Below are 22,646 nucleotides of genomic sequence, written 5' to 3'. Positions count from 1 at the left end.
ATTCTCACTAATGACAGCTGCATCTATCAGTTCATTCTTCAAAACAGCAATACTACTCTTTTCGAGTTATTTGCTTACTCTTTTGGTTATTATTATGATATTAAAATAATAACAACAGCTTTGATCATTCATCAGAATACCCTATAAAAGAGAGCGACAGTTTGAAATAACAAACTACCGCTCTCTTTTTTTTATTTCAAAAGTAAGGAAAATAAAAAATCCTTATTTTGCTATATAATTCACAATCCATTCGCCAACTTCAGAAGTTTTATAGGCTTTTGCATTATCAGCAATATCTTCGGTAACAATGCCCGCAGCCATACTGGCAGCTACCGCTTCACGAATCAAAGCACCTTCTTCCATCATACCAAATGCATATTCAAACATTAAAGCAGCAGAAAGGATAGTAGCTAAAGGATTTGCGATATTCTTTCCGGCAGCCTGAGGATATGAGCCATGAATAGGTTCAAAAACTGATGTATGAATTCCTACAGATGCCGATGGCAACATTCCTAGAGAACCGGTGATAACAGAGGCTTCATCAGTAAGAATATCACCAAATAAATTCTCTGTAACCAGTACATCAAAACTCTTTGGCCATTGGATAATGCGCATAGCTGCGTTATCAACAAACATATATTCAGTCTCAATGTCAGGATATTGCGGTGCGATTTCCTGAGCAATCTGTCGCCATAAACGCGAAGTTGCCAATACATTAGCCTTATCTACTACAGTTACTTTCTTATTTCGCTGACCAGCATATTTATAAGCTAAATGCAATATTCTTTCAACCTCTTCTCTGGTATAAACACAAGTATCGTAAGCAGTATTACCATCCTCACTTCTACCCTGCGGGCGACCAAAATACATACCTCCTGTCAATTCGCGGATACACATAAAATCGGCTCCATCAACCAAATCAGCACGAAGTGGTGATTTATGAATAAGCGATGGAAAAGTAGTTACAGGACGAATGTTTGCATACAAACCTAAATCTTTACGCATTTTTAGCAAACCCTGCTCAGGACGCACTTTAGCTGCAGGATTGTTATCATACTTCGGATCACCGATAGCCCCAAACAATACAGCATCAGATTTCATACACAAATCATGAGTAGCCTTTGGATAGGGCTCTCCTACAGAATCTATTGCACAGGCACCTACGATTGCATATTCGTATGTTAGAGTATGACCGAATTTATTGCAGATAGCTTTAGTTACATTCAACGCTTGTTCTACAATTTCAGGACCGATTCCATCTCCAGGAAGAACTGCGATATTAAGATTTTTAGAGTTTGTAGCAAAAATTCCATTCTCAATGCTACTTTTTGACGTTTCAGACATATTTTACTTATATTTTAAGAATTTTTATTAATTTGAAGAAGATATTTTTCTATTATGAATCAACAATTATTATCTTTGCAGTATTAAACTTATAAATTAATATAGACAATGGTTTACGTACTTATTACCGTTGGGGCATTTATTTCAATAATAACCACTTCAATTTTTAAATCGGTAAAAGATAGCTCGAAGTTCAGAAAAACGAAAAAGGCAGCAATCGTGATCATTTCCTTTTTAGTATTTATAACTTTCTGTTTCTTTTTACTGAATCAAAAAGGGTATCAATAACACGCTAGTCGATGATGTTGAGCATTTTTATGGTTGCCTTAATGGCAGCTACAGTCTGATCGCCGTCCAAACCGCGCGTTTTGAAAACTCTTTCCTTAAACCTCCAGGTTATAATTGTTTGTACAAAGGCATTGGTTTGTCCTCCGGGAGGAATAACCACCACATAATCCAGCAACTCGGGAGTTGGTTTGTTCAGTTTCTTGTAAATTTTCCACATAGCTTTAGAAACAGCGTTATACTGTCCATCACCCGATGCCGACTGTTCATAAAGAGCTCCATTAATTTCCATTTTCACAGAAGCCATTGGGCGTAAACCCTGAGTCAAAGATAATGAATAATTGATTATTTTCACAACCTGCTCCTCCTGCTCATTTTTCAACACATCGGATACAATATAAGGAAGCTCATCAAGCGAAACCATTTCTTTCTTATCACCTAACTCAATTACACGGGCAGTAACACGATGCATCATCTCGTCGTCGAGTTCAATGCCCAATTGCTGCAAGTTTTTGAGAATATTGGCCTTACCGGAAGTTTTTCCAAGCGCATACTGACGCTCACGTCCAAATCGCTCAGGCAATAAATCATTGTAATAAAGGTTCTTTTTATTATCTCCATCGGCATGAACCCCCGCTACCTGCGTAAAAACATTTTCGCCAATAACCGGTTTATTATGAGGAATACGAATTCCGGAATAAGTTTCAACAACTTTGCTGACTGAATTTATTTTATCTTCCTTTATTTCCGTTTGTACCTTCAAATGGTCATGCAGCACGGCCAATACGCTTGAAAGAGGCGCATTACCTGCACGTTCACCCAAGCCATTTACCGTAACATGAAGTCCTTTAACTCCGGCTTTAACTGCTTCAAAAACATTTGCTACAGCCAGATCATAATCGTTATGAGCATGAAAATCGAAGTGTAAATCAGGATAGCGACTTATCATCTTTCGACAAAATTCAAACGTCTCCGCCGGGTTTAATATTCCCAGTGTATCGGGCAACATAAAACGTTTGATATTTTCATCTTTCAACGAATCTACCATAAAATACACGTAATCTTCCGACTCACGCATTCCGTTTGACCAATCCTCCAGATAAACATTGACGGTTATACCCATTTCTGCGGCATTAACCAACAACTGCTTGATGTCGGCAACATGCTGTTCTGGGTCCTTTTTAAGCTGATGTATGCAATGCTTTAAAGAGCCTTTACACAGCAGATTGATAACAGTACAACCAGCATTTTGAATCCATTCCAGCGATATTCGTCCATCAACAAAGCCAAGTACTTCAATTTGATCGATATGACCATGAGTACGAGCCCACTGAGCCACACGCTTTACTGAGGCAAATTCGCCATCGGATACCCTGGCAGAAGCTATTTCAATTCGGTCAACACATAATTCTTCGAGCAGAAGCCGGGCAACACTCAACTTTTCTTGTGCAGCAAAAGAAACTCCCGATGTTTGTTCTCCATCGCGGAGCGTGGTATCCATTATTTCTATCATAATTCGATATTAAAATTTACCTTCTCCAAGCTAAATAACCTTGAAAAAGATTTAAAAACCTATTATACTCTGGCTTTTTCGAACTGTTCGATTTGTTCTTTTTTGCTCAACAAATAATCGATATCATCCAAACCATTGAGCAAACATTCTTTTTTGTAAGCATTTATTTCGAATGTTTCAGATTTTCCTGTAGCGTTATTGCTAACCGTTTGATTTTTCAAATCGATAGTCAAAGTTGTTTTCGGATCAGCATTGACACACGAAAACACTTCAGCTAAAAATTCAGGAGTAACAACCACCGGAAGCACACCGTTGTTTAAAGCATTGCCACGGAAAATATCAGCAAAAAAGCTCGAGACCACAACTTTAAAACCGTATCCATCAATAGCCCATGCAGCATGTTCACGACTGGAACCTGAACCAAAGTTCTTACCTGCAACCAGAATTGATCCGCTATAGGTTGAGTTATTTAAAACGAAATCAGCTTTAGGACTACCATCCTTATTGTAGCGCCAGTCGGCAAAAAGATTGTCACCAAAACCATCTTTGTTCGTTGCTTTTAAGAAACGAGCAGGTATAATCTGATCTGTATCCACATTTTCAATTGGAAGTGGAACGACAGATGAAGTTAATGTTATAAATTTTTCCATCTTTCATTTAATTTGAACGCAAATAACGCGAATAAACGCAAATTTGAATTCTGATTTTATTTAAAGAAATTTTCTATTATTTGAATATACTTTTCTACTGAACTTAGCTTTCTTTCCAAAATTCAGAAGATATCCAACTTCAATTTCAGTTGCTTTTAAATAATTTATCAACTGAGCCTCATGAGCTGGATTAATTTCCTCGCAAGCTTTTAATTCCAGTATTACGCAGTCTTCCACTAATAAATCGGCACGATAATCACCAACAACATGTCCATCATGAAAAACCTTAATAGGTTTCTCTACCTCACACTTTAAACCTTCGTTTACAAGAGCAAAATAGAGTGCATTCTGATAAACTCTTTCAAGAAATCCATAGCCTAAATCATTGTAAACCCTATAAAATTGAGTCAGAATAATATCGATTAATTCCTTCGAAATCAAATCATCGTACTCTTCCATCTTTATCTTATTTGCGTTTATTTGTGGAATTTGCGTTCTAAAAGATTACGCTCTTGGATCTGTTATTTTTCCGGTAATAGCAGCAGCAGCAGCTACTAACGGACCAGCAAGAATTGTACGTGCACCAGGACCCTGACGTCCTTCAAAGTTACGATTCGATGTTGAAACGGCATACTTTCCGGCAGGAACTTTATCATCGTTCATTGCCAGACAAGCTGAACAACCCGGTTGACGTAAAGCAAAACCTGCTTCAGTAAGAATATCCAAAAGGCCCTCTTCACGAATCTGTTTTTCTACCATCCAGCTTCCCGGAACTAACCACGCTACAACATTATCAGCTTTCTTCTTCCCTTTTACATAAGCAGTGAATGCGCGGAAATCTTCAATACGACCATTGGTACAACTTCCTAAGAATACATAATCAATGCTCTTTCCTTCCAGTTTATCACCTGGTTGGAAACCCATGTATTCCATTGATTTTTGGAAAGAAATACGTCCGGCTTCGTCAACTTCACTCAATGTAGGAATTGATTCTGTAATACCCATTCCCATACCCGGATTAGTTCCATAAGTAATCATAGGCTGAATATCAGCAGCGTCAAAAGTGATTTCTTTATCAAATTTCGCACCTTCATCGGTCTTCAATGTTTTCCAATAAGCAAGTGATTTTTCCCACTCTTCTCCTTTTGGTGCAAACTCACGACCCTTTACATAATCGAATGTTGTTTGATCGGGAGCAATCATTCCTCCACGAGCTCCCATTTCGATACTCAGGTTACAAACGGTCATACGTTCTTCCATAGAAAGATTGCGAATTGCTTCACCTGCATATTCTACAAAATATCCGGTAGCACCACCTGTTGTAAGTTTAGAAATCATATAAAGAGCCAAATCTTTGGCAGTAACACCTTTTCCTAATTTACCATTAAAGGTTATACGCATCGTTTTCGGACGTGATTGAAGAATACATTGTGTAGCCAAAACCATTTCCACTTCGCTGGTACCAATACCGAAAGCGATTGCACCAAATGCTCCATGAGTAGATGTATGACTATCACCACAAACAATAGTTGCACCCGGATGAGTAAAACCATTTTCAGGTCCGATAATGTGAACTACACCATTTTTAATGTGACCCAACGGAAAGAATAGCGGCAAATTAAACTCAGCAGCATTCTTAGCAAAAGTATCCAACTGGTTTTTTGAAATCGGATCTTTTACCGGCTGATCCTGATCAATAGTCGGTGTGTTATGATCCGCCGTTAATGTTGTTTTTTCAGGACGAAATACTTTCAGTCCTCGGGCACGAAGCCCGTTGAATGCCTGTGGGCTGGTTACCTCATGACAAAAATGACGGTCGATATACAACTGTGTGGGACCATCTTTTACCGCAGATACCACATGAGCATCCCAGATTTTATCAAATAATGTTTTCATCTCGTTTGTTTCCTGTCTCCTGTCATCAGACAACTGTCGTTGGTCATGTAAAAGACCGGAGACAGGTGACCGTTGACCATTGACTATTTTTTATTTTACAAATTTATTTATTGCATTAATATAAGCTTCAACTGATGCAGCAACGATATCGGTATTGGCTCCAAATCCATAGTAAACCACTCCTTCATATTCCACCTGCATGTGTACTTTTCCCATATCATCACTACCTTTATTCATCGACTGGATAGTAAATTCCTGCAGGGTCATTTTACGTCTGATTATTTGTTTCAACGCTTTAATGGCAGCATCTACAGGACCATTACCTGTGGCTGCAGCTTCAAATTTCTCATTTGCAATCATGACTCCGATACTGGCAATCGGCTTAACACCCACACCTGAAGTCACTTGCAAATAATCTAGTTTGATCCGTTGCTTCTCGCTGCGTTCTAGACCGGCTATCAACAAAACATCATCATCGTTAATATCTTTTTTCTTGTCAGCTAATTTCAGAAACTCCTCATAAATAACGTCCAATTTTCCGTTTTCAACATCCACTCCCAAAACACTTAACCGGTGTTTCAATGCAGCACGTCCACTGCGGGCTGTCAATACGATAGAATTTTCGTCGATACCCACATCTTTCGGATCCATGATTTCATAGCTCTCGCGGTTTTTCAACACGCCGTCCTGATGAATGCCAGAAGAATGCGCAAATGCATTGCGACCCACAATAGCTTTGTTGGCCTGTACAGGCATATTCATCAAACCAGAAACAAGCCGACTGGTAGAATAAATCTTTTGCGTATTGATTTGAGTTTCGATGTTCAAGCCTTTATGGCATTTCAAAATCATAGCCACCTCTTCGAGCGAAGTATTACCGGCACGCTCACCAATACCATTCATCGTTACTTCCACCTGACGTGCACCATTCATCACACCCGATATAGTATTGGCAGTAGCCATTCCCAAATCGTTATGACAGTGGGTTGAGATAATGGCATTATGCACACCGTTTACATTTTCCATCAGGAATTTGATTTTTTCGCCAAACTCCCAAGGCAAGCAATAGCCTGTTGTATCGGGGATATTTACCACTGTAGCTCCGGCTTTGATAACAGCCTCTACCACACGCGCCAAATAAACATTGTCTGTACGTCCCGCATCTTCGCAATAAAACTCAACATCTTCCACATACTTTTTGGCATATTTTACTGCAGCAATAGCACGCTCCAGAATTTCTTTCTGTGTAGAATTGAACTTATGCTTGATATGAAACTCCGATGTTCCGATACCTGTATGAATACGTTTATTTTTAGCATATTGGAGTGCTTCGGCTGCTACATCAATATCTTTCTGTACTCCGCGTGTCAACGCACAAATCGTAGGCCAGGTTACTGCTTTCGATATTTCAACCACCGAATTAAAATCGCCCGGACTTGAAATGGGAAAACCTGCCTCAATAACATCTACACCCAGACTTTCTAGTGCCTTGGCCACCTGAATTTTTTCAACGGTGTTCAACTGGCAACCGGGAACTTGTTCACCGTCGCGTAATGTAGTGTCAAAGATAAATAATCTATCCATAATCTTCTATTTTAAAATCGACCCCTAACCCCTAAAGGGAAACAAGAGTCCCGCTATTAAATTTACATCTGTATTTTCTATCACCTAACCTTACTCCCCTTTAGGAGCAGGAAATTACAAAAAAAGCCTTCCACACCGAAGTGAGAAGGCCTTATATATATTATTTGAATTAATTACACACACCAAACTCACTTCTACTTGTTTTGCAAGAGAATAATAATACCGAGTAGGAGAATATGTAAGTAATTTTTGTTCATTGTTTGTTTTTCTAAAAGTGCTGCAAAGATAAGGCATTTTTTTAAACCAGCAAATACAAAGTGAAAATAATTTGATATTTTTTCTTACAATTCAGAATTAAACACCCGCCAAATTAATAATTTCAATATATTTATTGTCGAATAGCTGAAATTTCTAACTTCAACTCACCAAATTCTATCATAGCATTAAACAAGCAGATGTATTGAAAGTTCATGAGCTCAACCGGTTTTATATCTTTTTCAATCAGCTTTCCTTCAGTAATTAATTGCGCACGATTTACGCCATACAACAAAGGAAGACACGGAGTAATCCAGTTTTCTCCATCGTATAAAGCTATATTACAATAAGAAGCATCGGTCAACAAACCGTTTTTGACCAACAACACGTCATCGCAATCAGCACGCAAGGCAAATGCCGCATTAAACTGCGAGCGATCTTCCATTTTATACGGACGGCTTTCCATGTCAGTTTCTACCAACTTGAGCGAACGAACATCGCGACGCACATAAGGCTCGAATTCCAATGATTGAACATCCGTGTCGTACACCATGCGGCACTTAAAAATACCCTCCTGCGGAAAAGTATATTGATTCAACTGAGCGACAATATTAATCGGTTCTTCATCTGGATAGAAGTCGGTAAAGGCTTTATTAATACGTTGCTGATGGAGATTCAGGCGATAAAACCGACCATCCTGTAGTTTAATTGATTCAACGAATAGGGACATATATTTTCTGAATTAGTTCTTCATATTCTTTTTCCAGTTCACTTTGCGAGGTTATACCACCGCCACTTTTAAAAACAAATCTATCGTCCTGCTGTTCAGCAAATCGTATCATGACGGCAGAATCGAGATTTTCACCATCAAACCAACCACAAATTCCAGTGTAAAACCCTCGCTCGTATCCTTCGGCACGGTCAATTATCTCCAGTGTTTTCTGTTTCGGTGCTCCGCAGATGGAACCCGCAGGCAGCAAAGCAAACAGTATTTCACCCAACTGCCGATGGTAGCCGTTTGGCAAGCGCCCGGCAATTTCGGAACTAACCTGTAGCAAATCAGCTTTATTGGTATGCAGCTTTTCGACATACCGATACCGTTTCACCTCTACCTGCTCGGCCACCAGACTCAAATCATTTCGTATTAAATCTACAATGGTGGCATGTTCGGCACGCTCTTTCGGATCGTTGAGTATAAGCTCTTCTGCATTCGGTACGGCGGCATCAATCGTTCCCTTCATGGGGAAAGAAGAAATAACCCCCTGATGGATGCGTACAAATGTTTCGGGCGAAAGCACGGTAAACATCCCGTTGAGCCACAACTTATATTTTGCGGAACCAAGTTCGTATAAATCGAGCAGGGTAAGATTGGTCTGCACCTCGGTAGGCTGCGTGAGGTTAGTGAGGAACGAGTTTCCGAGGCGGATTTGCGCCACCACATAGTCAAATTTCGGTTGATAATCTTTGAGGCTAAGCGGTTTGGTTTGCCAGGAGATTGGTTCAGTGGTTAATTGGTTCAGTGGGAGATTGGTTGATTGGTTGATAGGTTGAACAGATGAATTGAATTGAAAGCGAATAAATCGTTCATCCATTTCATCCTGACGAATCACATAGCCCGACTCCGCTTTGTAATCGACAATAAACAGAAAAGGAATGCCCAAAACAGCTAACTGATTGATTTGTTCAATGATTCGCTGCCTGTTGAGCAATATATAGGGAAAATGCTTTGCCATCCGTTGTGTTATAACCTGAGAGAGTGCAAAGTTACGGAAAGATTTCAGAACATCCGAAGAGATGAATTTGAATTGAGATTACTTCTTCGATCCAAAATTTTTAAGATTGAATTCCTTATTCTTATCTTTATCTAATAAATAAAAAATTCTGTCAGCTTTTTCAAATGGTATACTTAGCCGTACAGATTCATGTTTTAATTTTTCTAAATATTGAAAGTACAATTTTATCTGAGAATTTATGTTTTTTTCAGATTTATTTGCTGGAATTGGAAGAGGATTACCTGAATTTATAAACCGATATACCCTTTGATCAATAATTTGATATACTTTAGGATTTCTAAATCTCAAAATTGTAGAGGCCATTGGTAATCTTACACCAGGTTCAGACAATAAACTCTTCAAAACTTCCTCTGTAAGATTTATATTAATCTTGTCTGATGTTGTAGAAATTGAATTAATTAATCTCAAAGAGTTTACAGATAACTTTGCATATCGATTAACCTTCCAAAGCACAATTTCGTTTATTATTTCTTGATTAAAATCACTAGAAATCGCATCTAGTTTATCTGTCAATTCTTCTTGGTATTTATATGGGAAATCCTCACAATTTATTTCAACGTCAATATTATTTGTTGTTTTCATATCATTTATTGCTATATTATCTTCCCCCACCACTCGCGCAGCAGGGGAAAGATTATTATTTATTTTGCTGTAGTTTCAGCGGCTTTTTTATTTCGTCCCTGCCGTTGAGCAAGGGTAAGAGTGAAACTATCGATGCGGTTATTCAGTTTGTTTACAAACGCGGCATACTGAGCATCTCCTTCGATGGTTATAAAAGCATTAATACGGTCTACAATTGCATCGTAGGCATCGTCCACATCGTTGCGCACATCTTTCATGCGCAAGTTGGTTTTGAGGTCTTCTTCTGCAAAACGACCTTTTTTTAGTTCGGCAAAAGCATTGTTTTTGGCCTCAATTTCGTTCAACCAATCAGCTGCACCGAGTAGATTCACATCGAATGACGAAGTTCTGATGGTTTCCAGCCACTTGGTTATAGCCACAGTTTCTTTTTCGTACGGAAGTCGGGTGATGCCGTTGAAACTTTCGTTAATAACATCTACCCCATAAGCCGCAGCGCTTACTGCCGGATTGAAATGGTGTAGTTGCCCTTTCACCACTTTAAAGAAACCCAAAATGGGTTTGTCACGCGCCCTATCGCCTTCATCAAGCTTTGCCGTGAAAACACTTTTTTGTACCTGATCCAATGCTTTGTTCTCATCGGGCAATAATTGCTTGTAAGCATTAAACTGCGTATCTACTCTCAGAAAAGCTGGCGAAAATTCATTTACTAAATCCGCCACATAGGTGTGAAAACCATAATGTTCTTCGTTTTGAAAATCATTTAAATGAACATTTTTTACAAACATAACTAGAAATTTTGATTAATAATATAGGTTATCTAAAACATCTTATGGTGTAAACAATAAGAATCTGAATACAAATTATCTCCCGAAAAAGATAATTTAAGCCGCAAACTTGCAGCGAACTTTCCCAACCGCGGGAAACCTTGTCGCAGACTTGCAGCGAACTTTCCCAACTGTGGGAAACCTTGCTGCAATCTTGCAGGAGACTTTCCCATGTTGGGGAAACCTGTCGCATATATGCAGGAGACATTCCCCGTATTGGGAACGGTTGCTGCAAATAAAAAGCTCTTATTTTCCTTTTATTTGTGGGGGTTTTCAAAGAATCGAAACAAAAAAGGCATCACATTTTCAACACATAACGGGTCAAAGATATAAAATTTAAGTTATACAAACAATCAAATTACAACTTTTTGAAAAAAAAGTTATCAACAATTAGATTGCTAAAATAAGACATAAAAAAAGAGCCGCGAAATATCGAGGCTCAGAATAAAGTGAAAGTTTTATTGGAATTATTTTTGCGGTTTATTGCGGCGAAATTTACCTTTCCCCGAAGCAAATTTTTTGTGTCCAAAGCGGTGCAATTCGGGTTTATACTCGGGGGCTTCACCCAGTTCTACCGGCATAGGTATTTTGTAAATGTCTTTTTCCAGAAAATCTTCTATTTGCTTGAACTTATATTGCTCTTCTTCGGACACAAAGGTAATGGACATACCCTTGGCACTGGCGCGAGCGGTACGCCCGATTCGGTGAACATAATCTTCGGCATCGTGCGGCACATCGTAGTTTATTACCAAAGAAATATCGTCGATATCGATACCACGCGACACAATGTCGGTAGCTACCAAAATGCTTACGCGGTTATTTTTAAATTCGTGCATCACATGGTCGCGCTGCGCCTGATCCAGGTCGGAGTGCATCTCTCCCACCGACAAGCCCATTTGGCGGAAAGTTTTGAAAAGTTCTTTTACCTTGAGTTTTGAACCGGAAAAAATAATCACTTTCGTGGCTTCCTGCTCGGCAAACAAATGACGGATAATGCCGTGCTTCTGTGCTTCGTAGCAAATATAAGCCGTCTGCATAATGCTTTCGGGCGGACGCGAAACGGCAATTTTCACTTCTACCGGATTATTCAGAATGGTTTTGGCCAGCAGGCGAATTTTAGGCGGCATGGTAGCCGAAAACATGATGGTTTGTCTGTCCTTAGGTAAGCGATTTACCACCTGCATAATATCATCGAAGAAACCCATGTCGAGCATGCGGTCAGCTTCATCCAAAATAAAATATTTTACGTGCGAAAAGTCAATATCATAGAGGTTGATATGTGAAAGCAAGCGTCCCGGAGTAGCTATTACCACATCGGCTCCGTTTTGCAAACCACGTCGTTGGGTGTCCCAAGCTGATGCATCGTTGCCGCCATACACCGCCACCGACGAGAAAGACGTGAAGTACGAAAATCCCTCCATTTGCTGGTCAATCTGCTGAGCCAATTCACGCGTAGGTGCCATGATAATGGCATTCACTTTGTCGGCAGCCAGGGGCTCGGCTTGTAAATTGTGTAGCAACGGAAGAATAAAAGCGGCTGTTTTACCGGTTCCGGTTTGTGCACAAGCAATTACATCACGTTTTTGTAAAATTACGGGGATAGTTTCGGCTTGTACCGGGGTGGCTTCTTTAAAATTCATGGCTTGCAATCCGTCCAGCACGGCATCGCAAAGGGGAAGTTCGTCAAATCTCATTGAAAGTATATTAATATGCTGCAAAGATACGCAAATTAAACTGACACCCAAGATATAATACTTCAAAATGCTACAACAAGGATTTTAAACCATTGGTTTACCCTACATGAAAACCGCCACAAAAGTATCAGACATGCCGTATAGTCGCGAATTTATCAACTTCCCTGGAATAATAAAAGTGCCTAAACGTGTGTCGACAGTAAACTGTCCGCAACTAGCTAAAAGCTCCCTCCAGATACTTACGGGTTAATTCTTGTTTTGGGTTATTGAACACTTCATCGGCCGGACCGGCTTCAATAACTTCGCCGAGATACATAAAAACCACATGGTCTGCAATACGCAAAGCCTGTCGTAAGGTATGTGTTACCAAAATAATGGCGTAATCTTTTTTAAGCTCCACAAACAACTCTTCGATATGCTTACTGGAAATGGGATCGAGAGCCGATGTGGCCTCATCGGCCAATATAAATTCTGGTTCCACGGCTAGTCCCCGGGCCAGGCACAAACGCTGCTGCTGACCAATGGATAACTTGGATGCAGGTGAACTCAAGCGGTCTTTCACCTCCTCCCAAAGCCCTACAGCCTTAAGTTGAGCTTCTACTATGGAGTTTAGTTTTTTCTTCTTGTGCTCACCGTGCATTTTGCAGCCAAAAGCTATATTCTCATAAATAGACATTGGAAGCGGACAAGGACGCTGAGATAGTAAACCCATTTTTTTTCTGATTTCAGTAATCTCGGTTTTCTTGTCAAAAATATCGTATCCGTCGACAAAAATGCTACCGTCGTATCTTATACCTTCCGTGTCGTCAATCAGGCGGTTGAATGTTTTCAGCAGGGTTGATTTTCCGCAACCCGAAGGACCAATAATACAGGTTATTTTTTTATCCGGAATCTCCAGGTTCACATTTTTCAGAATGTGAGCCTTATGAATATGGATGTTTAAGTTACTTACTTTTAAATACGATTTTTTAATTCCGAGACCTTCTCTTTTGTCACTTTCGCTGTCAGATTGGTTCTTTGAATCATTATTCAAAAAAGAGTAATCTTCAGCCCAACTTGCTCTCGTGGGGTTTCGGTATAAGAATGATTTCATTATATTTTATGTTTTGAAAATCGGTTTGTAATTAGTCGTCCTGCCACACTGATAATAAGCACTATGAAAATAAGAATCAAAGCCGCAGAATAAGCTCTGTCCTGTACGTCGGCATTCGGGCTGCTGAGCTGAAAGAATACCGAAAGAGGTAACGTAGCTGCCGGTTGACTCAACGAAGTGGGGATACTATCGGTAAACCCGGCTGTAAACATCACACCGGCTGCATCGCCAATGGCACGTCCTACTGACAACAAAGTCGCAGTAGCAATGCCGGGCGCAATCTGACGAAGCACTACCTTTATAGTTTCCAGCTTGGTTGCTCCCAATGCATAAGTAGCATCAAGCAGGTCGCGGGGTAATTGCTGAGCCACTTCGTCCATTGATCGGATAAAAATTGGAATAATGAGCAGCGTGATAACCAAAATACCGCCACCGAGTGAAGTATGCATACCCAAATAAATCATGATGGTAAACGCGAAAGCTCCATAAACAATGGATGGAATACCAAACAACACGTCGAAAGCCAACCGGGCAATATAAGCCAGTTTAGAATCTTTTCTCAGGTAAACGTTCAGGTAAAATACCACCGGAATACTAATGAGCAGACCCAATATAGTGGAGCCAAGCACGATGTACAACGAGCCCATGATAGCATTCAGAATACCGCCACCGCCACCGTTGTAATATCCTCCTGCAGGAATTTTACTTATCATATCCCAGTTCAGCGCTGGTAGTCCACGTCGGAATATGGTGTAAATAATATTCACCACAAAGACAATGACAGCAACGGAAGCCAATATCATCAGCACTTTAGCTATTCTTTCTTCTATAAATTTTAATTTCATATTTTTCTCACTTTGTTCGTGTTATTCGCTTCGCTGATATTTACACTGCGTGTGATATTTAGCTTCGCTGATATTGATAGATATTTGCCTTCGGCGATATTTAGCTTCGCTGAGATTTACTTCGTAACATTTTAATATCGTCCGAAGGACTAATATCTATCAATATCAGCGAAGCTTAATATCCATAAATATCAGCGCAGCTTAATATTCATCAATATCGCCAAAGGCAAATAGCTATTATTTAAACTTCCTTTCTATTCTGTAAATTACTGCCCTCGATGTTGCATTGAAAATAAACACAACAATAAAAAGCAGAAAAGCTGCAAGCATCAGTACCGATTCGTACAAGGGTACAGATAGCATTTCACCATAATTATTCGCTATCAGTGCCGGCAGCGGATAACAGGAATCGAAAAGTGAATGCGGCAACAACGGTATGTTTCCGCACACCATAAGTACAGCAATAGTTTCGCCGAATGCACGGGATACAGCCAGAATTAATGCAGCCAGAATTCCAGGAAAGGTTTTACGCAAAATAACGTGCTTACAGGTTTGCCATTTGGTGGCACCCAATGAAAGGGAAGCATCTCTATACTCGCGGGGGACTGCTGAAAATATTTCCACAAAAAGACTGATGAGCAAAGGCAATATCATAACCCCAAGCACAATACCACCTGCCAACACGGTGTATCCGGTAGAGTATTCTACGAAATGAGGAGCCAGTTTTTCCGATATCCAGGGCACTATAAACAATGTACCCCATACTCCGTAAACAACAGAAGGTATTCCGGCTAAAATATCCAAAGCTGTAAAAACCCATTTTTTGACTGCTGTTTTGGAGTATTCATTCAGGAACAAGGCCGAAAGCAAAGCTATAGGCAAAGCCAGTATTACGGCTATAGTTGTAATCGATAATGTCCCGGCAATGAATGGAAGAAACCCAAATTCACCTTTTCCAGGCTTCCAGTCAGAAGATGTAATTAAATGCCAGAAACTATTGTTTTCAAAAACAGGTACTGACTTCAGGTATAATCCTAAACCAATAAGAATTACCAATAGAATTGACAATACCGTTATACTTAACATCACACCACCGGCGATATTATTTTTGAGAACCCTTATCCCCTTACCTCCAAAAGGCTGTGTGAAAAGTGATTTAATTCCATTATTCATTTTCTAAGTACATTCTAAACATGTATAATTTTCTTATTGCAAAGTTCAACTTATTCAAGAGTTGTTACAATCCCATTCAGAGGGTATTTATCTACCTTGTTTATGGTATTTGCCTCTGTATAAAAATGCAGATATCAGTAAATAAAAAAGTGGTAGTACGACCTAAAGTCATACTACCACTCAATAATAATTTGAAATACTACAGTTAAAGCTGATAAACAACCAAACGACTATTTCATTTTAGAAATTCCTCCACGTGTAAAGAACTCATTAAAAAACAGAAACTGGTATTTTACTGAATTTTTCCAATATGGCCAGTTATGAACGCCGGGACGTTCTGTATAATCGTGAGGATATTTCATTTCCAGTAACTTTTTATGCAGGTTGGAGTTTACGTCATAAAAGAAATCATTCACACCACAATCGATAATTAGTTTTAGTGAACTGTTTTTCAGCAAATCAAGCATATTTACAATGGTATTCTTTTCCCAGTTTTCAGGTTGACTTTGCAAAGTGCCAAGGCGTTTGGCAATATCCCAGTTGTTGGGGAAAGGACGTATATCCACACCTCCACTCATACTTCCTCCTGCTCCAAATAAATCCTGATGACGAAGAGACAAGTAAAGACCTCCGTGACCACCCATACTCAATCCGGTAATAGCACGAGCCGATTTATCCTTGATGGTTGCATAATGAGCATCCACATATCCAAGCAGTTCTTTTGTTACAAAGGTTTCATATTTATAAGTGCTGTCCACCGGACTGTCGTAATACCAACTGGTAACACCACCATCGGGACAAACAATAATGACTTTATAAAGGTCTGACAATTCTTTAATTCCGGGAGCATTGGTTACCCAATCTTTGAAGTTACCACCTGCACCGTGAAGCAAATATACCGAAGGGTAAGTTTTAGTTGATTGATAACCGTCGGGAACTACCACGATGTTCTTTATGGTTTTATGCATTGCTTTACTTTCAACGCGTACGGTATCAACTCTGGAAGCAAAAATTAAGCCCGTAGAAAACAGGACAATTGTCAGCAGAAATGCTCTTTTTTGGATTTTTGATTTCATTTTTTAAGCCAGTATTAGAATTTATAATATTTGATTTTTATTGCGGTTGATTTTCTGGAGGTCACATGCATCCGAATACAACACAGTTCAAGTCTTTGCTTTTCTCAGACTTGAACTATATTACATACCCGAAGGAACACGCACCCGACAAACTATGCGGCTACGCTCTTTCTATCAAAATTCGAACTTTTCGACTTTGACTGTGGTAAACTCTTTAAGAATAGCTATATTTTTAATGAAAGAAGCTGATTTTTCGTGATTCACAATCGCTTCGTTGTCTTTCCATGTTTCGCAAATCAGCAACACAGTTGGACGGGTGGCGCTTTCAAAAATATCATAAGCAATACAGCCTTCTTCTTTAACCGAAGAAGCAGTCAATTCTTTGGCAGCAGCCAATACTTTGGTGCGGTTTACTTCTTCTACCGACATAAATACATTCAATCGAATCATAATCGTATTTTTTTAAATTAGTGAGATACAAAAATACAGATTTTTTATGCCAGAACCTAATAACTTCAGTCAGATGTATGAAGTTCTGAAATCATTTAAAATAGTTTATGTCTTCTGAACGTGAATAGTCTAGATTGTTGCCATTAAGAATACTTCTCCGCTTGCCGGTAAAAGTTTATCTCTTCTGTCTGCAAAATAAAGTTGTTCCATATCTTTTGTAGAAATAGTTTTTGCCTCTTTAAAACCAGCATCGGAAGCTAAAGACATAATTTCATCCGGTTTAAAAAAACTTATCATGGGAGTCCCTGATGCTTTAGCTCCTTTTATCGACATTTCCATCAAGGGTCTGTCCTCTTCGTCGATACTTTCAATGGGCAGATAAAATGTTACGGCTAAAACTGAGCCAATAGACATTTGTTTTATAGTGGTCAATGTTTCAACAATTGCCGCTTTGGTGAGATATAATGTCACTCCTGTAGAAACCAACACTGTAGGTATATTGGGATTAAATCCCTTATTAATCAAAGCTGTCCACCAGGAAGTCGTTTCAAAATTGACAGGAACAAAATGAAGATAATCAGGAATACCAAAACCCAGTTCAACAAGTCGTTGTTGTTTCCATGTCAATGTATCGGGTTGGTCAATTTCATAAATTTGAAGCGTTGAGGCAATGTCCTTTCTGCGTTGAGCAAAGGTATCAAGCCCGGCTCCGAGTATAACATACTGGCTAATTCCCCGTTTGCTTTGTTCAACAATTAAATCTTCGACAAAACGAGCACGAGCAACTATAGAAGCCCGAATACGCGTTGTATATTTCATATCCGGACGCTCTTTCCAATCATTGGGTGGAGCTATCAACTTCAATCCTATTTCATCTTTAATGATATGAGGTGCGGCATCTGCCTCAACATGCAAAGCCCTCCATAAAGCTGTTCGTACAGCAGTATTATCCGGCTGTACCATTGTTTGTTGTGGTTCCATATATACTTTTATTTAATGATTCCCTGAAAATTCGATCTTATAGTATCCTGATTAATAATCTAACATTGATATAACCGTTCAATACACTAGTAAGTTTTAGCAGCCAAAAGCAAAAATAAATTTTAACTACAAAGTGTTGTCTATGCTTATTTTCAAACTCATCTGGTGAAACTTTAGTTGTAGACACAATCTATTATTTCTTTAATGTGAATGAATTATTAGGTTTGGATGATCTTCCATTTTCAAGGGAAATACTCGCCATTGGCGGGAGAAGGGTTTAAAAGAAAATGGTAGTATGACTTGAAGTCGTACTACCACTATAAGTAAGGTGTAAGTTCTTTGATTATATCGGATATTGTTATTTCTTGTTTTTAACGAACAGGTTCCCACAGTTCTACTTTGTTCCCCTCAGCATCCAGGATATGAATAAATTTTCCATAGTCATAAGTTTCAATCGTATCCACAATGGTTACACCTTCCGTCTTCAATTCCTCGATAAGTGCTTCCAGATTTTCAACGCGGTAATTAATCATAAAATCTTTTGAAGAAGGTTCAAAATACTCTGTCGTTTCGGAGAAGGGTGTCCATTGTGTTTGAGCTTTCTTTTTACGGTCCTCAGTTTCGTACCACTCAAACGTTGCACCATAGGGGTTTGTGTCCAGTCCAAGGTGCTTTTGGTACCATGCAGTCATTTTTTTGGGGTCTTTACATTTGAAGAAAACACCTCCAATACCTGTAACTCTTTTCATCTTTACTATTGTTGATAGTTATTATTGATTTGAACATAAAATCAGGGAATAAAGTTGTACAGGTACCAATTCTACTCGTTTATTTTTAATTGATATCACTTTTCCCAAGTTCTCAAAAGCTCAATCGCAAACGATTTAAGTACAATCTGAAAGAACAAAAGTGTAATAGCAACAGATTTCAGTACGATCTGAAAGAACAAAAGTACAATCTAAACCGATTTAAGTACAATCTAAGAAAACAAAAGTGTAATCGCAACCGATTTAAGTACGATCTGAAAGAACAAAAGTGCAATCGCAACCGATTTCAGTACAATCTGAGCCTACTTTAGTCCGATATCAAAAAGCAAAAAGATAATTACAGAAGGAGATTGCGCTGAAATATGTCGTTGCTACAAAAAAGTAAATCAATGTAATCCAAAAAACATATTGATCATTATAATAATCAATACAAGCGTTGTAATTCCAACATAGAGTTTATCCTTTTCTATTGCAAAAGAAATCAGCGAAAACACTACCCGAAGAACAGGTGTTGCTATCAGCACAATTAACCCAAACTGTACAATAGCCGCTCCATCAAACCGTATGATTTGTGGCAGTATCGAAGATAATTCACGTAAATAAGCCGGAGCACCCCGAAAAATCTCATTACTGGCTACCACCCCGTAGTTTGCAGTAGAACCATGATGCTGAATTAGATACAGAATACCTCCAAAAACAGTAATCGCTGAAGCAGTAAGTACGCCTGCACGCAATAATTTCCCTATAATTAAATCAATATCGTGTTGACTAGTTAGTTTATTCATTTGTCATTAAATTTTACCGGTTATAGCATTGTAAATCATCTGTAGTGCCAGCATAGTAATAACCACGCTAAATACTTTTCGCAGGGTTTGTACTTTGGCTTTCACCAATATTTTAGAACCAAAGAAAGCCCCAATAAGTACTCCCGGAACAATAGGCATAGCCAATCCCGGATCAATGTATCCCCGTTGCAAATAAATTACCGCACTGGCAGCAGCAGTAACACCAACCATAAAATTGCTGGTAGTGGTGGATACTTTAAACGGAATTTTCATCATCGTATCCATAGCCAACACCTTAAGGGCTCCGGAACCAATACCAAGCAGTCCCGACAATACACCCGCAACTGTCATAAGTGAATAACCACCCAACACATTATGTACATTATAATTTATCGTCCCTTTTTCGGAAGGGTAAGAACCGTTCAGTTTCAATTTTACTCCCAGTTTGTCGCCCGGAGCAGCATAATCAACAACCGTGTTTCGCTTCCGAATAGTCATTGCAGCCGAGAAAATAAGAATCGCGGCAAAAATCAGAGCAATGATATGGGTAGGTAAATACATGGCAACCAACGCTCCTGCCACAGCACCGGTAGTAGTAGCTATTTCAAGAAACATCCCTATCCGGGTATTGGTTATTCCCTCCCGAATATACGCAGCTGCAGCCCCCGAAGAGGTAGCTATAGAAGTAACCAACGCAGTTCCCACTGCAAAACGCATATCCACACCAAACCCGAGCGTGAGTAACGGAATAATAACTACTCCCCCACCAAGACCGGTCAGAGAACCTAACAAACCTCCAAAAATTGCCCCAAAGAACAATATTAACGTAAATAATTCAATCTCCATAACTAACCTATTTTAATGAGGTGCAAAGTTACTATTTTCTTAAGAGTTGGGAAAGTTGATACTTTCCACCTTCTCTAAAATTGCATTTTATTTCAAATTAAATACATTGTTACAAATTATTCTTCTGTGAGAACGATTATACGTTTCTATGCCGTAAAATAAAACTCCCGCCACCGGTCAAAACCAATTGCGGGAGTTCACCCTTCTTCTAAGTTTATTTCTATGCATTGCATAGTTCAGATTTGAAGAATCAATGAATAGAGTCCTCAAATCCAGATAAATTAGATATTTTATTTCAGCACTTCTGCTATTTTTTTGAATCCATTCACCAGTTCATCATCATTCCCGCTATATCCTACAGTGGTTGAGCGGATTTTTCCGTTTTTGTCAATTACAATCTTGGTGGGAATACTATTGACTTTATAAAGTTTAGCTACCATAAAATCATCTCCTTGCTGTTCGTCAAGCAAAACGTCGAACTTCACTTTCTTTGTCTCTAATGTTTGTTTGACCTCTTTGATACGTGTATCAGCTGATGTGCGTTCAGAAGTATTGATAAAATAGAAACAGACGTCTTTATTATCCTTCAATGCATCAATTGATTTCTGCATACCGGGGAATGATGCCAGACAAGGTCCGCACCAGGTAGCCCAAAAGTCAAGTACCACTATTTTACCTCTCATGCTGGAGAGTTTCACCGTTTTACCATCCAGTGTTTTTAATGTGAAATCAGGTGCCGGTTTCAATTTTAAAGCCAATTTAGCTTTAGCGGCTGCTAATCCTGTTGTTGAACCATTCAATCGGATATAAGCCACATCATAAAGTGAATCTAATTTTGCACTACTCTTATCGGTGCTTAAAAATTTCTCTCCCCAGGTTAAAGCTTCTTTTGGTTGATTTAAGGTGATAAGATACTTCATTAGCTGTTCGTTCATGTACGTATTGTTTGACTTCGACAGTACAACTCCCAGTTGTTCTTTTTCAGCGGCCTCTTTTATATTGCCCTGTTTCTCCAAAATATAGCCATAGGTATCGTAATTATTTCCCTGAGTATAGGCCTGCCTTTCTTCCCATTCTTTCAAATAGCCGGCATCAGCAGGTTTCTCATACTTTAATACCGAATCCATAGTGGCTATACACTTTTCGGAATAAGATTTGGCCAGTGCCAGATTGGTATCGGTTGTAGCCATTTCCCAGGCTATCTGGTTATATTGTTGCGCTTTCACCTGTTTATCTTTAATAGATGAAACAACTTTATCGAAATTTACATAGTCTTTTTTCTTTCGATACGTATTTAACAAAATATTATCTATTGTCTGTTTGCTGGTTTTACATCTATCCGGAAATTCATTCTGCAAAGCACTCAGCATGACTAATGTTGAGTCAGGATCTTTTTGACTATACAATTTTTCAAGCTTTAGCATGAAGCTTGTGCTTCCTTTGGGAAATTTCCGTACTACTTCTTTCTCCAACGAGTCTCGTTTTTTAATGCTACCATCATATATTAAACGAATATAAATTGATAAATCATTGTCATCAGTTGCCGTCTGTAAGACTTTGTCGAAATGTTTTTGAGCCAATGCTATGACTTCAGCTTTCCTTTCTTTTATACCCAGCATTGCGTACAGGTAATTGTAATAAGTTTTTTCGCGCTGTTCCGGAAAAAGTGTATATTCCTTTTCAATCAATTCGAGCGCTTTATTTCCTCCACCCTTCGAGCTTAACAACGCACCTTTTACCAGATAAGTTCCTTTTACAGGTTTTCCGGCTTTGTACACTAAATAATCATATCCCACGCTTTCTTTATCCTTTATATCGGTTTTATCGCCGTTGGTAATAACAAAAGAAACATAAGTAGTGGTGTCAGGCACATTAAAACTACCGGTGATGCTTTTCCCGGTCAACTTTGTTTTAACGACTTTATCTGTGAACGCCTTTGAATTATACAAACGCACAGCAATTTTTGTTCCTTTCATAGCAAGTTTACCCGTATAAGTAAACCGTACATCTTTGCCCGCTTCTATCTTTGATGGGCTAAGCGTTAACACAGAGGTTTGAGCATATATACATATGCAAAATACCATTGACAATACTACTGAAATTAGTTTTTTCATAACAACGATTGTTTTTAAGGATTTATATTACATTCGATATCTGTTATTTTTTTATACGGACAGTTCACTCTGAGCTAAACATGATCTTATCCATAG

The 22,646-nt window shown here is 39.0% G+C and carries 21 protein-coding genes; all 21 read right to left on the bottom strand.

The genetic code is table 11. The annotated features are described in order from the left end of the window. Positions 1 to 222 precede the first annotated feature (222 nt). The 21 genes from leuB to PALPR_RS15215 all read right to left on the bottom strand — a co-directional run bounded on the left by leuB (position 223) and on the right by PALPR_RS15215 (position 22,550). Positions 223 to 1,344 (bottom strand): 3-isopropylmalate dehydrogenase, encoded by a 1,122-nt coding sequence (leuB, locus tag PALPR_RS00295; protein ID WP_013443589.1) that lies wholly within the window; start codon positions 1,342 to 1,344, stop codon positions 223 to 225. Between the two features lie 292 nt (positions 1,345 to 1,636). Further along, a complete protein-coding gene (locus tag PALPR_RS00290) occupies positions 1,637 to 3,142 on the bottom strand; it encodes an alpha-isopropylmalate synthase regulatory domain-containing protein (protein ID WP_013443587.1) in 1,506 nt (501 codons plus the stop codon). Positions 3,143 to 3,204: 62 nt separating this feature from the next. Further along, positions 3,205 to 3,792: a 3-isopropylmalate dehydratase small subunit gene (gene leuD / locus PALPR_RS00285; RefSeq protein WP_013443586.1), complete on the bottom strand. Its 588-nt coding sequence runs from the start codon at positions 3,790 to 3,792 to the stop codon at positions 3,205 to 3,207. 60 nt (positions 3,793 to 3,852) lie between these two features. Beyond that, complete coding sequence (locus tag PALPR_RS00280; protein ID WP_013443585.1) at positions 3,853 to 4,251, bottom strand: GxxExxY protein; 399 nt, start codon at positions 4,249 to 4,251, stop codon at positions 3,853 to 3,855. A 45-nt stretch (positions 4,252 to 4,296) separates the two neighbouring features. Next, positions 4,297 to 5,688 (bottom strand): 3-isopropylmalate dehydratase large subunit, encoded by a 1,392-nt coding sequence (gene leuC / locus PALPR_RS00275; RefSeq protein ID WP_013443584.1) that lies wholly within the window; start codon positions 5,686 to 5,688, stop codon positions 4,297 to 4,299. A gap of 90 nt (positions 5,689 to 5,778) precedes the next feature. Continuing rightward, a complete protein-coding gene (locus PALPR_RS00270) occupies positions 5,779 to 7,275 on the bottom strand; it encodes a 2-isopropylmalate synthase (protein WP_041620083.1) in 1,497 nt (498 codons plus the stop codon). A 385-nt stretch (positions 7,276 to 7,660) separates the two neighbouring features. Then, on the bottom strand, positions 7,661 to 8,257 hold the full coding sequence (locus PALPR_RS00265) for an aminotransferase class IV (protein ID WP_013443582.1): 597 nt from the start codon (positions 8,255 to 8,257) through the stop codon (positions 7,661 to 7,663). Further along, positions 8,241 to 9,260 carry an aminodeoxychorismate synthase component I gene (locus PALPR_RS00260; RefSeq protein WP_013443581.1) on the bottom strand — a complete coding sequence of 340 codons (1,020 nt, stop codon included), beginning with the start codon at positions 9,258 to 9,260 and terminating at the stop codon, positions 8,241 to 8,243. Before PALPR_RS00260 ends, PALPR_RS00265 begins: the two co-directional genes overlap by 17 nt. Positions 9,261 to 9,338: 78 nt before the next feature. Then, the gene (locus tag PALPR_RS00255) at positions 9,339 to 9,902 is read right to left on the bottom strand and encodes a hypothetical protein (protein ID WP_013443580.1); all 564 of its coding nucleotides are present in this window, start codon (positions 9,900 to 9,902) and stop codon (positions 9,339 to 9,341) included. A gap of 59 nt (positions 9,903 to 9,961) precedes the next feature. Further along, positions 9,962 to 10,687, bottom strand: coding sequence for a DUF6261 family protein (locus PALPR_RS00250; protein WP_013443579.1), 726 nt, complete (start codon positions 10,685 to 10,687; stop codon positions 9,962 to 9,964). Between the two features lie 506 nt (positions 10,688 to 11,193). Further along, on the bottom strand, positions 11,194 to 12,420 hold the full coding sequence (locus PALPR_RS00245; protein WP_013443578.1) for a DEAD/DEAH box helicase: 1,227 nt from the start codon (positions 12,418 to 12,420) through the stop codon (positions 11,194 to 11,196). 214 nt (positions 12,421 to 12,634) lie between these two features. Continuing rightward, positions 12,635 to 13,513: a phosphate ABC transporter ATP-binding protein gene (locus PALPR_RS00240; protein ID WP_013443577.1), complete on the bottom strand. Its 879-nt coding sequence runs from the start codon at positions 13,511 to 13,513 to the stop codon at positions 12,635 to 12,637. Then, positions 13,513 to 14,358, bottom strand: a complete 846-nt coding sequence (gene pstA, locus PALPR_RS00235; protein ID WP_013443576.1) for a phosphate ABC transporter permease PstA — start codon at positions 14,356 to 14,358, stop codon at positions 13,513 to 13,515. The genes PALPR_RS00240 and pstA overlap by 1 nt, the downstream gene beginning before the upstream one ends. 237 nt (positions 14,359 to 14,595) lie before the next feature. Continuing rightward, the gene (gene pstC, locus PALPR_RS00230; protein ID WP_013443575.1) at positions 14,596 to 15,531 is read right to left on the bottom strand and encodes a phosphate ABC transporter permease subunit PstC; all 936 of its coding nucleotides are present in this window, start codon (positions 15,529 to 15,531) and stop codon (positions 14,596 to 14,598) included. Positions 15,532 to 15,761: 230 nt separating this feature from the next. Continuing rightward, on the bottom strand, positions 15,762 to 16,607 hold the full coding sequence (locus PALPR_RS00225) for an alpha/beta hydrolase (RefSeq protein ID WP_013443573.1): 846 nt from the start codon (positions 16,605 to 16,607) through the stop codon (positions 15,762 to 15,764). 174 nt (positions 16,608 to 16,781) lie between these two features. Continuing rightward, a complete protein-coding gene (locus PALPR_RS00220) occupies positions 16,782 to 17,057 on the bottom strand; it encodes a putative quinol monooxygenase (protein ID WP_013443572.1) in 276 nt (91 codons plus the stop codon). A gap of 129 nt (positions 17,058 to 17,186) precedes the next feature. Further along, on the bottom strand, positions 17,187 to 18,038 hold the full coding sequence (locus PALPR_RS00215) for a class I SAM-dependent methyltransferase (protein ID WP_013443571.1): 852 nt from the start codon (positions 18,036 to 18,038) through the stop codon (positions 17,187 to 17,189). 371 nt (positions 18,039 to 18,409) lie between these two features. Further along, on the bottom strand, positions 18,410 to 18,787 hold the full coding sequence (locus PALPR_RS00210) for a VOC family protein (RefSeq protein ID WP_013443570.1): 378 nt from the start codon (positions 18,785 to 18,787) through the stop codon (positions 18,410 to 18,412). Between the two features lie 404 nt (positions 18,788 to 19,191). Continuing rightward, positions 19,192 to 19,590, bottom strand: coding sequence for a DUF1634 domain-containing protein (locus PALPR_RS00205; RefSeq protein WP_013443569.1), 399 nt, complete (start codon positions 19,588 to 19,590; stop codon positions 19,192 to 19,194). A gap of 6 nt (positions 19,591 to 19,596) precedes the next feature. Continuing rightward, positions 19,597 to 20,436 carry a sulfite exporter TauE/SafE family protein gene (locus PALPR_RS00200; protein ID WP_013443568.1) on the bottom strand — a complete coding sequence of 280 codons (840 nt, stop codon included), beginning with the start codon at positions 20,434 to 20,436 and terminating at the stop codon, positions 19,597 to 19,599. A gap of 290 nt (positions 20,437 to 20,726) precedes the next feature. Then, a complete protein-coding gene (locus PALPR_RS15215) occupies positions 20,727 to 22,550 on the bottom strand; it encodes a TlpA family protein disulfide reductase (RefSeq protein ID WP_013443567.1) in 1,824 nt (607 codons plus the stop codon). Positions 22,551 to 22,646: the final 96 nt, after the last annotated feature.

It is taken from the genome of Paludibacter propionicigenes WB4 (assembly GCF_000183135.1).
Taxonomy (GTDB): domain Bacteria; phylum Bacteroidota; class Bacteroidia; order Bacteroidales; family Paludibacteraceae; genus Paludibacter; species Paludibacter propionicigenes.
The sequence above is the reverse complement of the archived record's forward strand: the minus strand, read 5'-3'. Positions and strand labels throughout refer to the sequence as shown.

What these genes read in the sequence shown, in the direction of transcription:
- leuB (WP_013443589.1), bottom strand. Translation starts at nt 1,344, where the DNA reads ATGTCTGAAACGTCAAAAAGTAGCATTGAGAATGGAATTTTTGCTACA.
- PALPR_RS00290 (WP_013443587.1), bottom strand. Translation starts at nt 3,142, where the DNA reads ATGATAGAAATAATGGATACCACGCTCCGCGATGGAGAACAAACATCG.
- leuD (WP_013443586.1), bottom strand. Translation starts at nt 3,792, where the DNA reads ATGGAAAAATTTATAACATTAACTTCATCTGTCGTTCCACTTCCAATT.
- PALPR_RS00280 (WP_013443585.1), bottom strand. Translation starts at nt 4,251, where the DNA reads ATGGAAGAGTACGATGATTTGATTTCGAAGGAATTAATCGATATTATT.
- leuC (WP_013443584.1), bottom strand. Translation starts at nt 5,688, where the DNA reads ATGAAAACATTATTTGATAAAATCTGGGATGCTCATGTGGTATCTGCG.
- PALPR_RS00265 (WP_013443582.1), bottom strand. Translation starts at nt 8,257, where the DNA reads ATGTCCCTATTCGTTGAATCAATTAAACTACAGGATGGTCGGTTTTAT.
- PALPR_RS00260 (WP_013443581.1), bottom strand. Translation starts at nt 9,260, where the DNA reads ATGGCAAAGCATTTTCCCTATATATTGCTCAACAGGCAGCGAATCATT.
- PALPR_RS00255 (WP_013443580.1), bottom strand. Translation starts at nt 9,902, where the DNA reads ATGAAAACAACAAATAATATTGACGTTGAAATAAATTGTGAGGATTTC.
- PALPR_RS00250 (WP_013443579.1), bottom strand. Translation starts at nt 10,687, where the DNA reads ATGTTTGTAAAAAATGTTCATTTAAATGATTTTCAAAACGAAGAACAT.
- PALPR_RS00245 (WP_013443578.1), bottom strand. Translation starts at nt 12,420, where the DNA reads ATGAGATTTGACGAACTTCCCCTTTGCGATGCCGTGCTGGACGGATTG.
- PALPR_RS00240 (WP_013443577.1), bottom strand. Translation starts at nt 13,513, where the DNA reads ATGAAATCATTCTTATACCGAAACCCCACGAGAGCAAGTTGGGCTGAA.
- pstA (WP_013443576.1), bottom strand. Translation starts at nt 14,358, where the DNA reads ATGAAATTAAAATTTATAGAAGAAAGAATAGCTAAAGTGCTGATGATA.
- pstC (WP_013443575.1), bottom strand. Translation starts at nt 15,531, where the DNA reads ATGAATAATGGAATTAAATCACTTTTCACACAGCCTTTTGGAGGTAAG.
- PALPR_RS00225 (WP_013443573.1), bottom strand. Translation starts at nt 16,607, where the DNA reads ATGAAATCAAAAATCCAAAAAAGAGCATTTCTGCTGACAATTGTCCTG.
- PALPR_RS00220 (WP_013443572.1), bottom strand. Translation starts at nt 17,057, where the DNA reads ATGATTCGATTGAATGTATTTATGTCGGTAGAAGAAGTAAACCGCACC.
- PALPR_RS00215 (WP_013443571.1), bottom strand. Translation starts at nt 18,038, where the DNA reads ATGGAACCACAACAAACAATGGTACAGCCGGATAATACTGCTGTACGA.
- PALPR_RS00210 (WP_013443570.1), bottom strand. Translation starts at nt 18,787, where the DNA reads ATGAAAAGAGTTACAGGTATTGGAGGTGTTTTCTTCAAATGTAAAGAC.
- PALPR_RS00205 (WP_013443569.1), bottom strand. Translation starts at nt 19,590, where the DNA reads ATGAATAAACTAACTAGTCAACACGATATTGATTTAATTATAGGGAAA.
- PALPR_RS00200 (WP_013443568.1), bottom strand. Translation starts at nt 20,436, where the DNA reads ATGGAGATTGAATTATTTACGTTAATATTGTTCTTTGGGGCAATTTTT.
- PALPR_RS15215 (WP_013443567.1), bottom strand. Translation starts at nt 22,550, where the DNA reads ATGAAAAAACTAATTTCAGTAGTATTGTCAATGGTATTTTGCATATGT.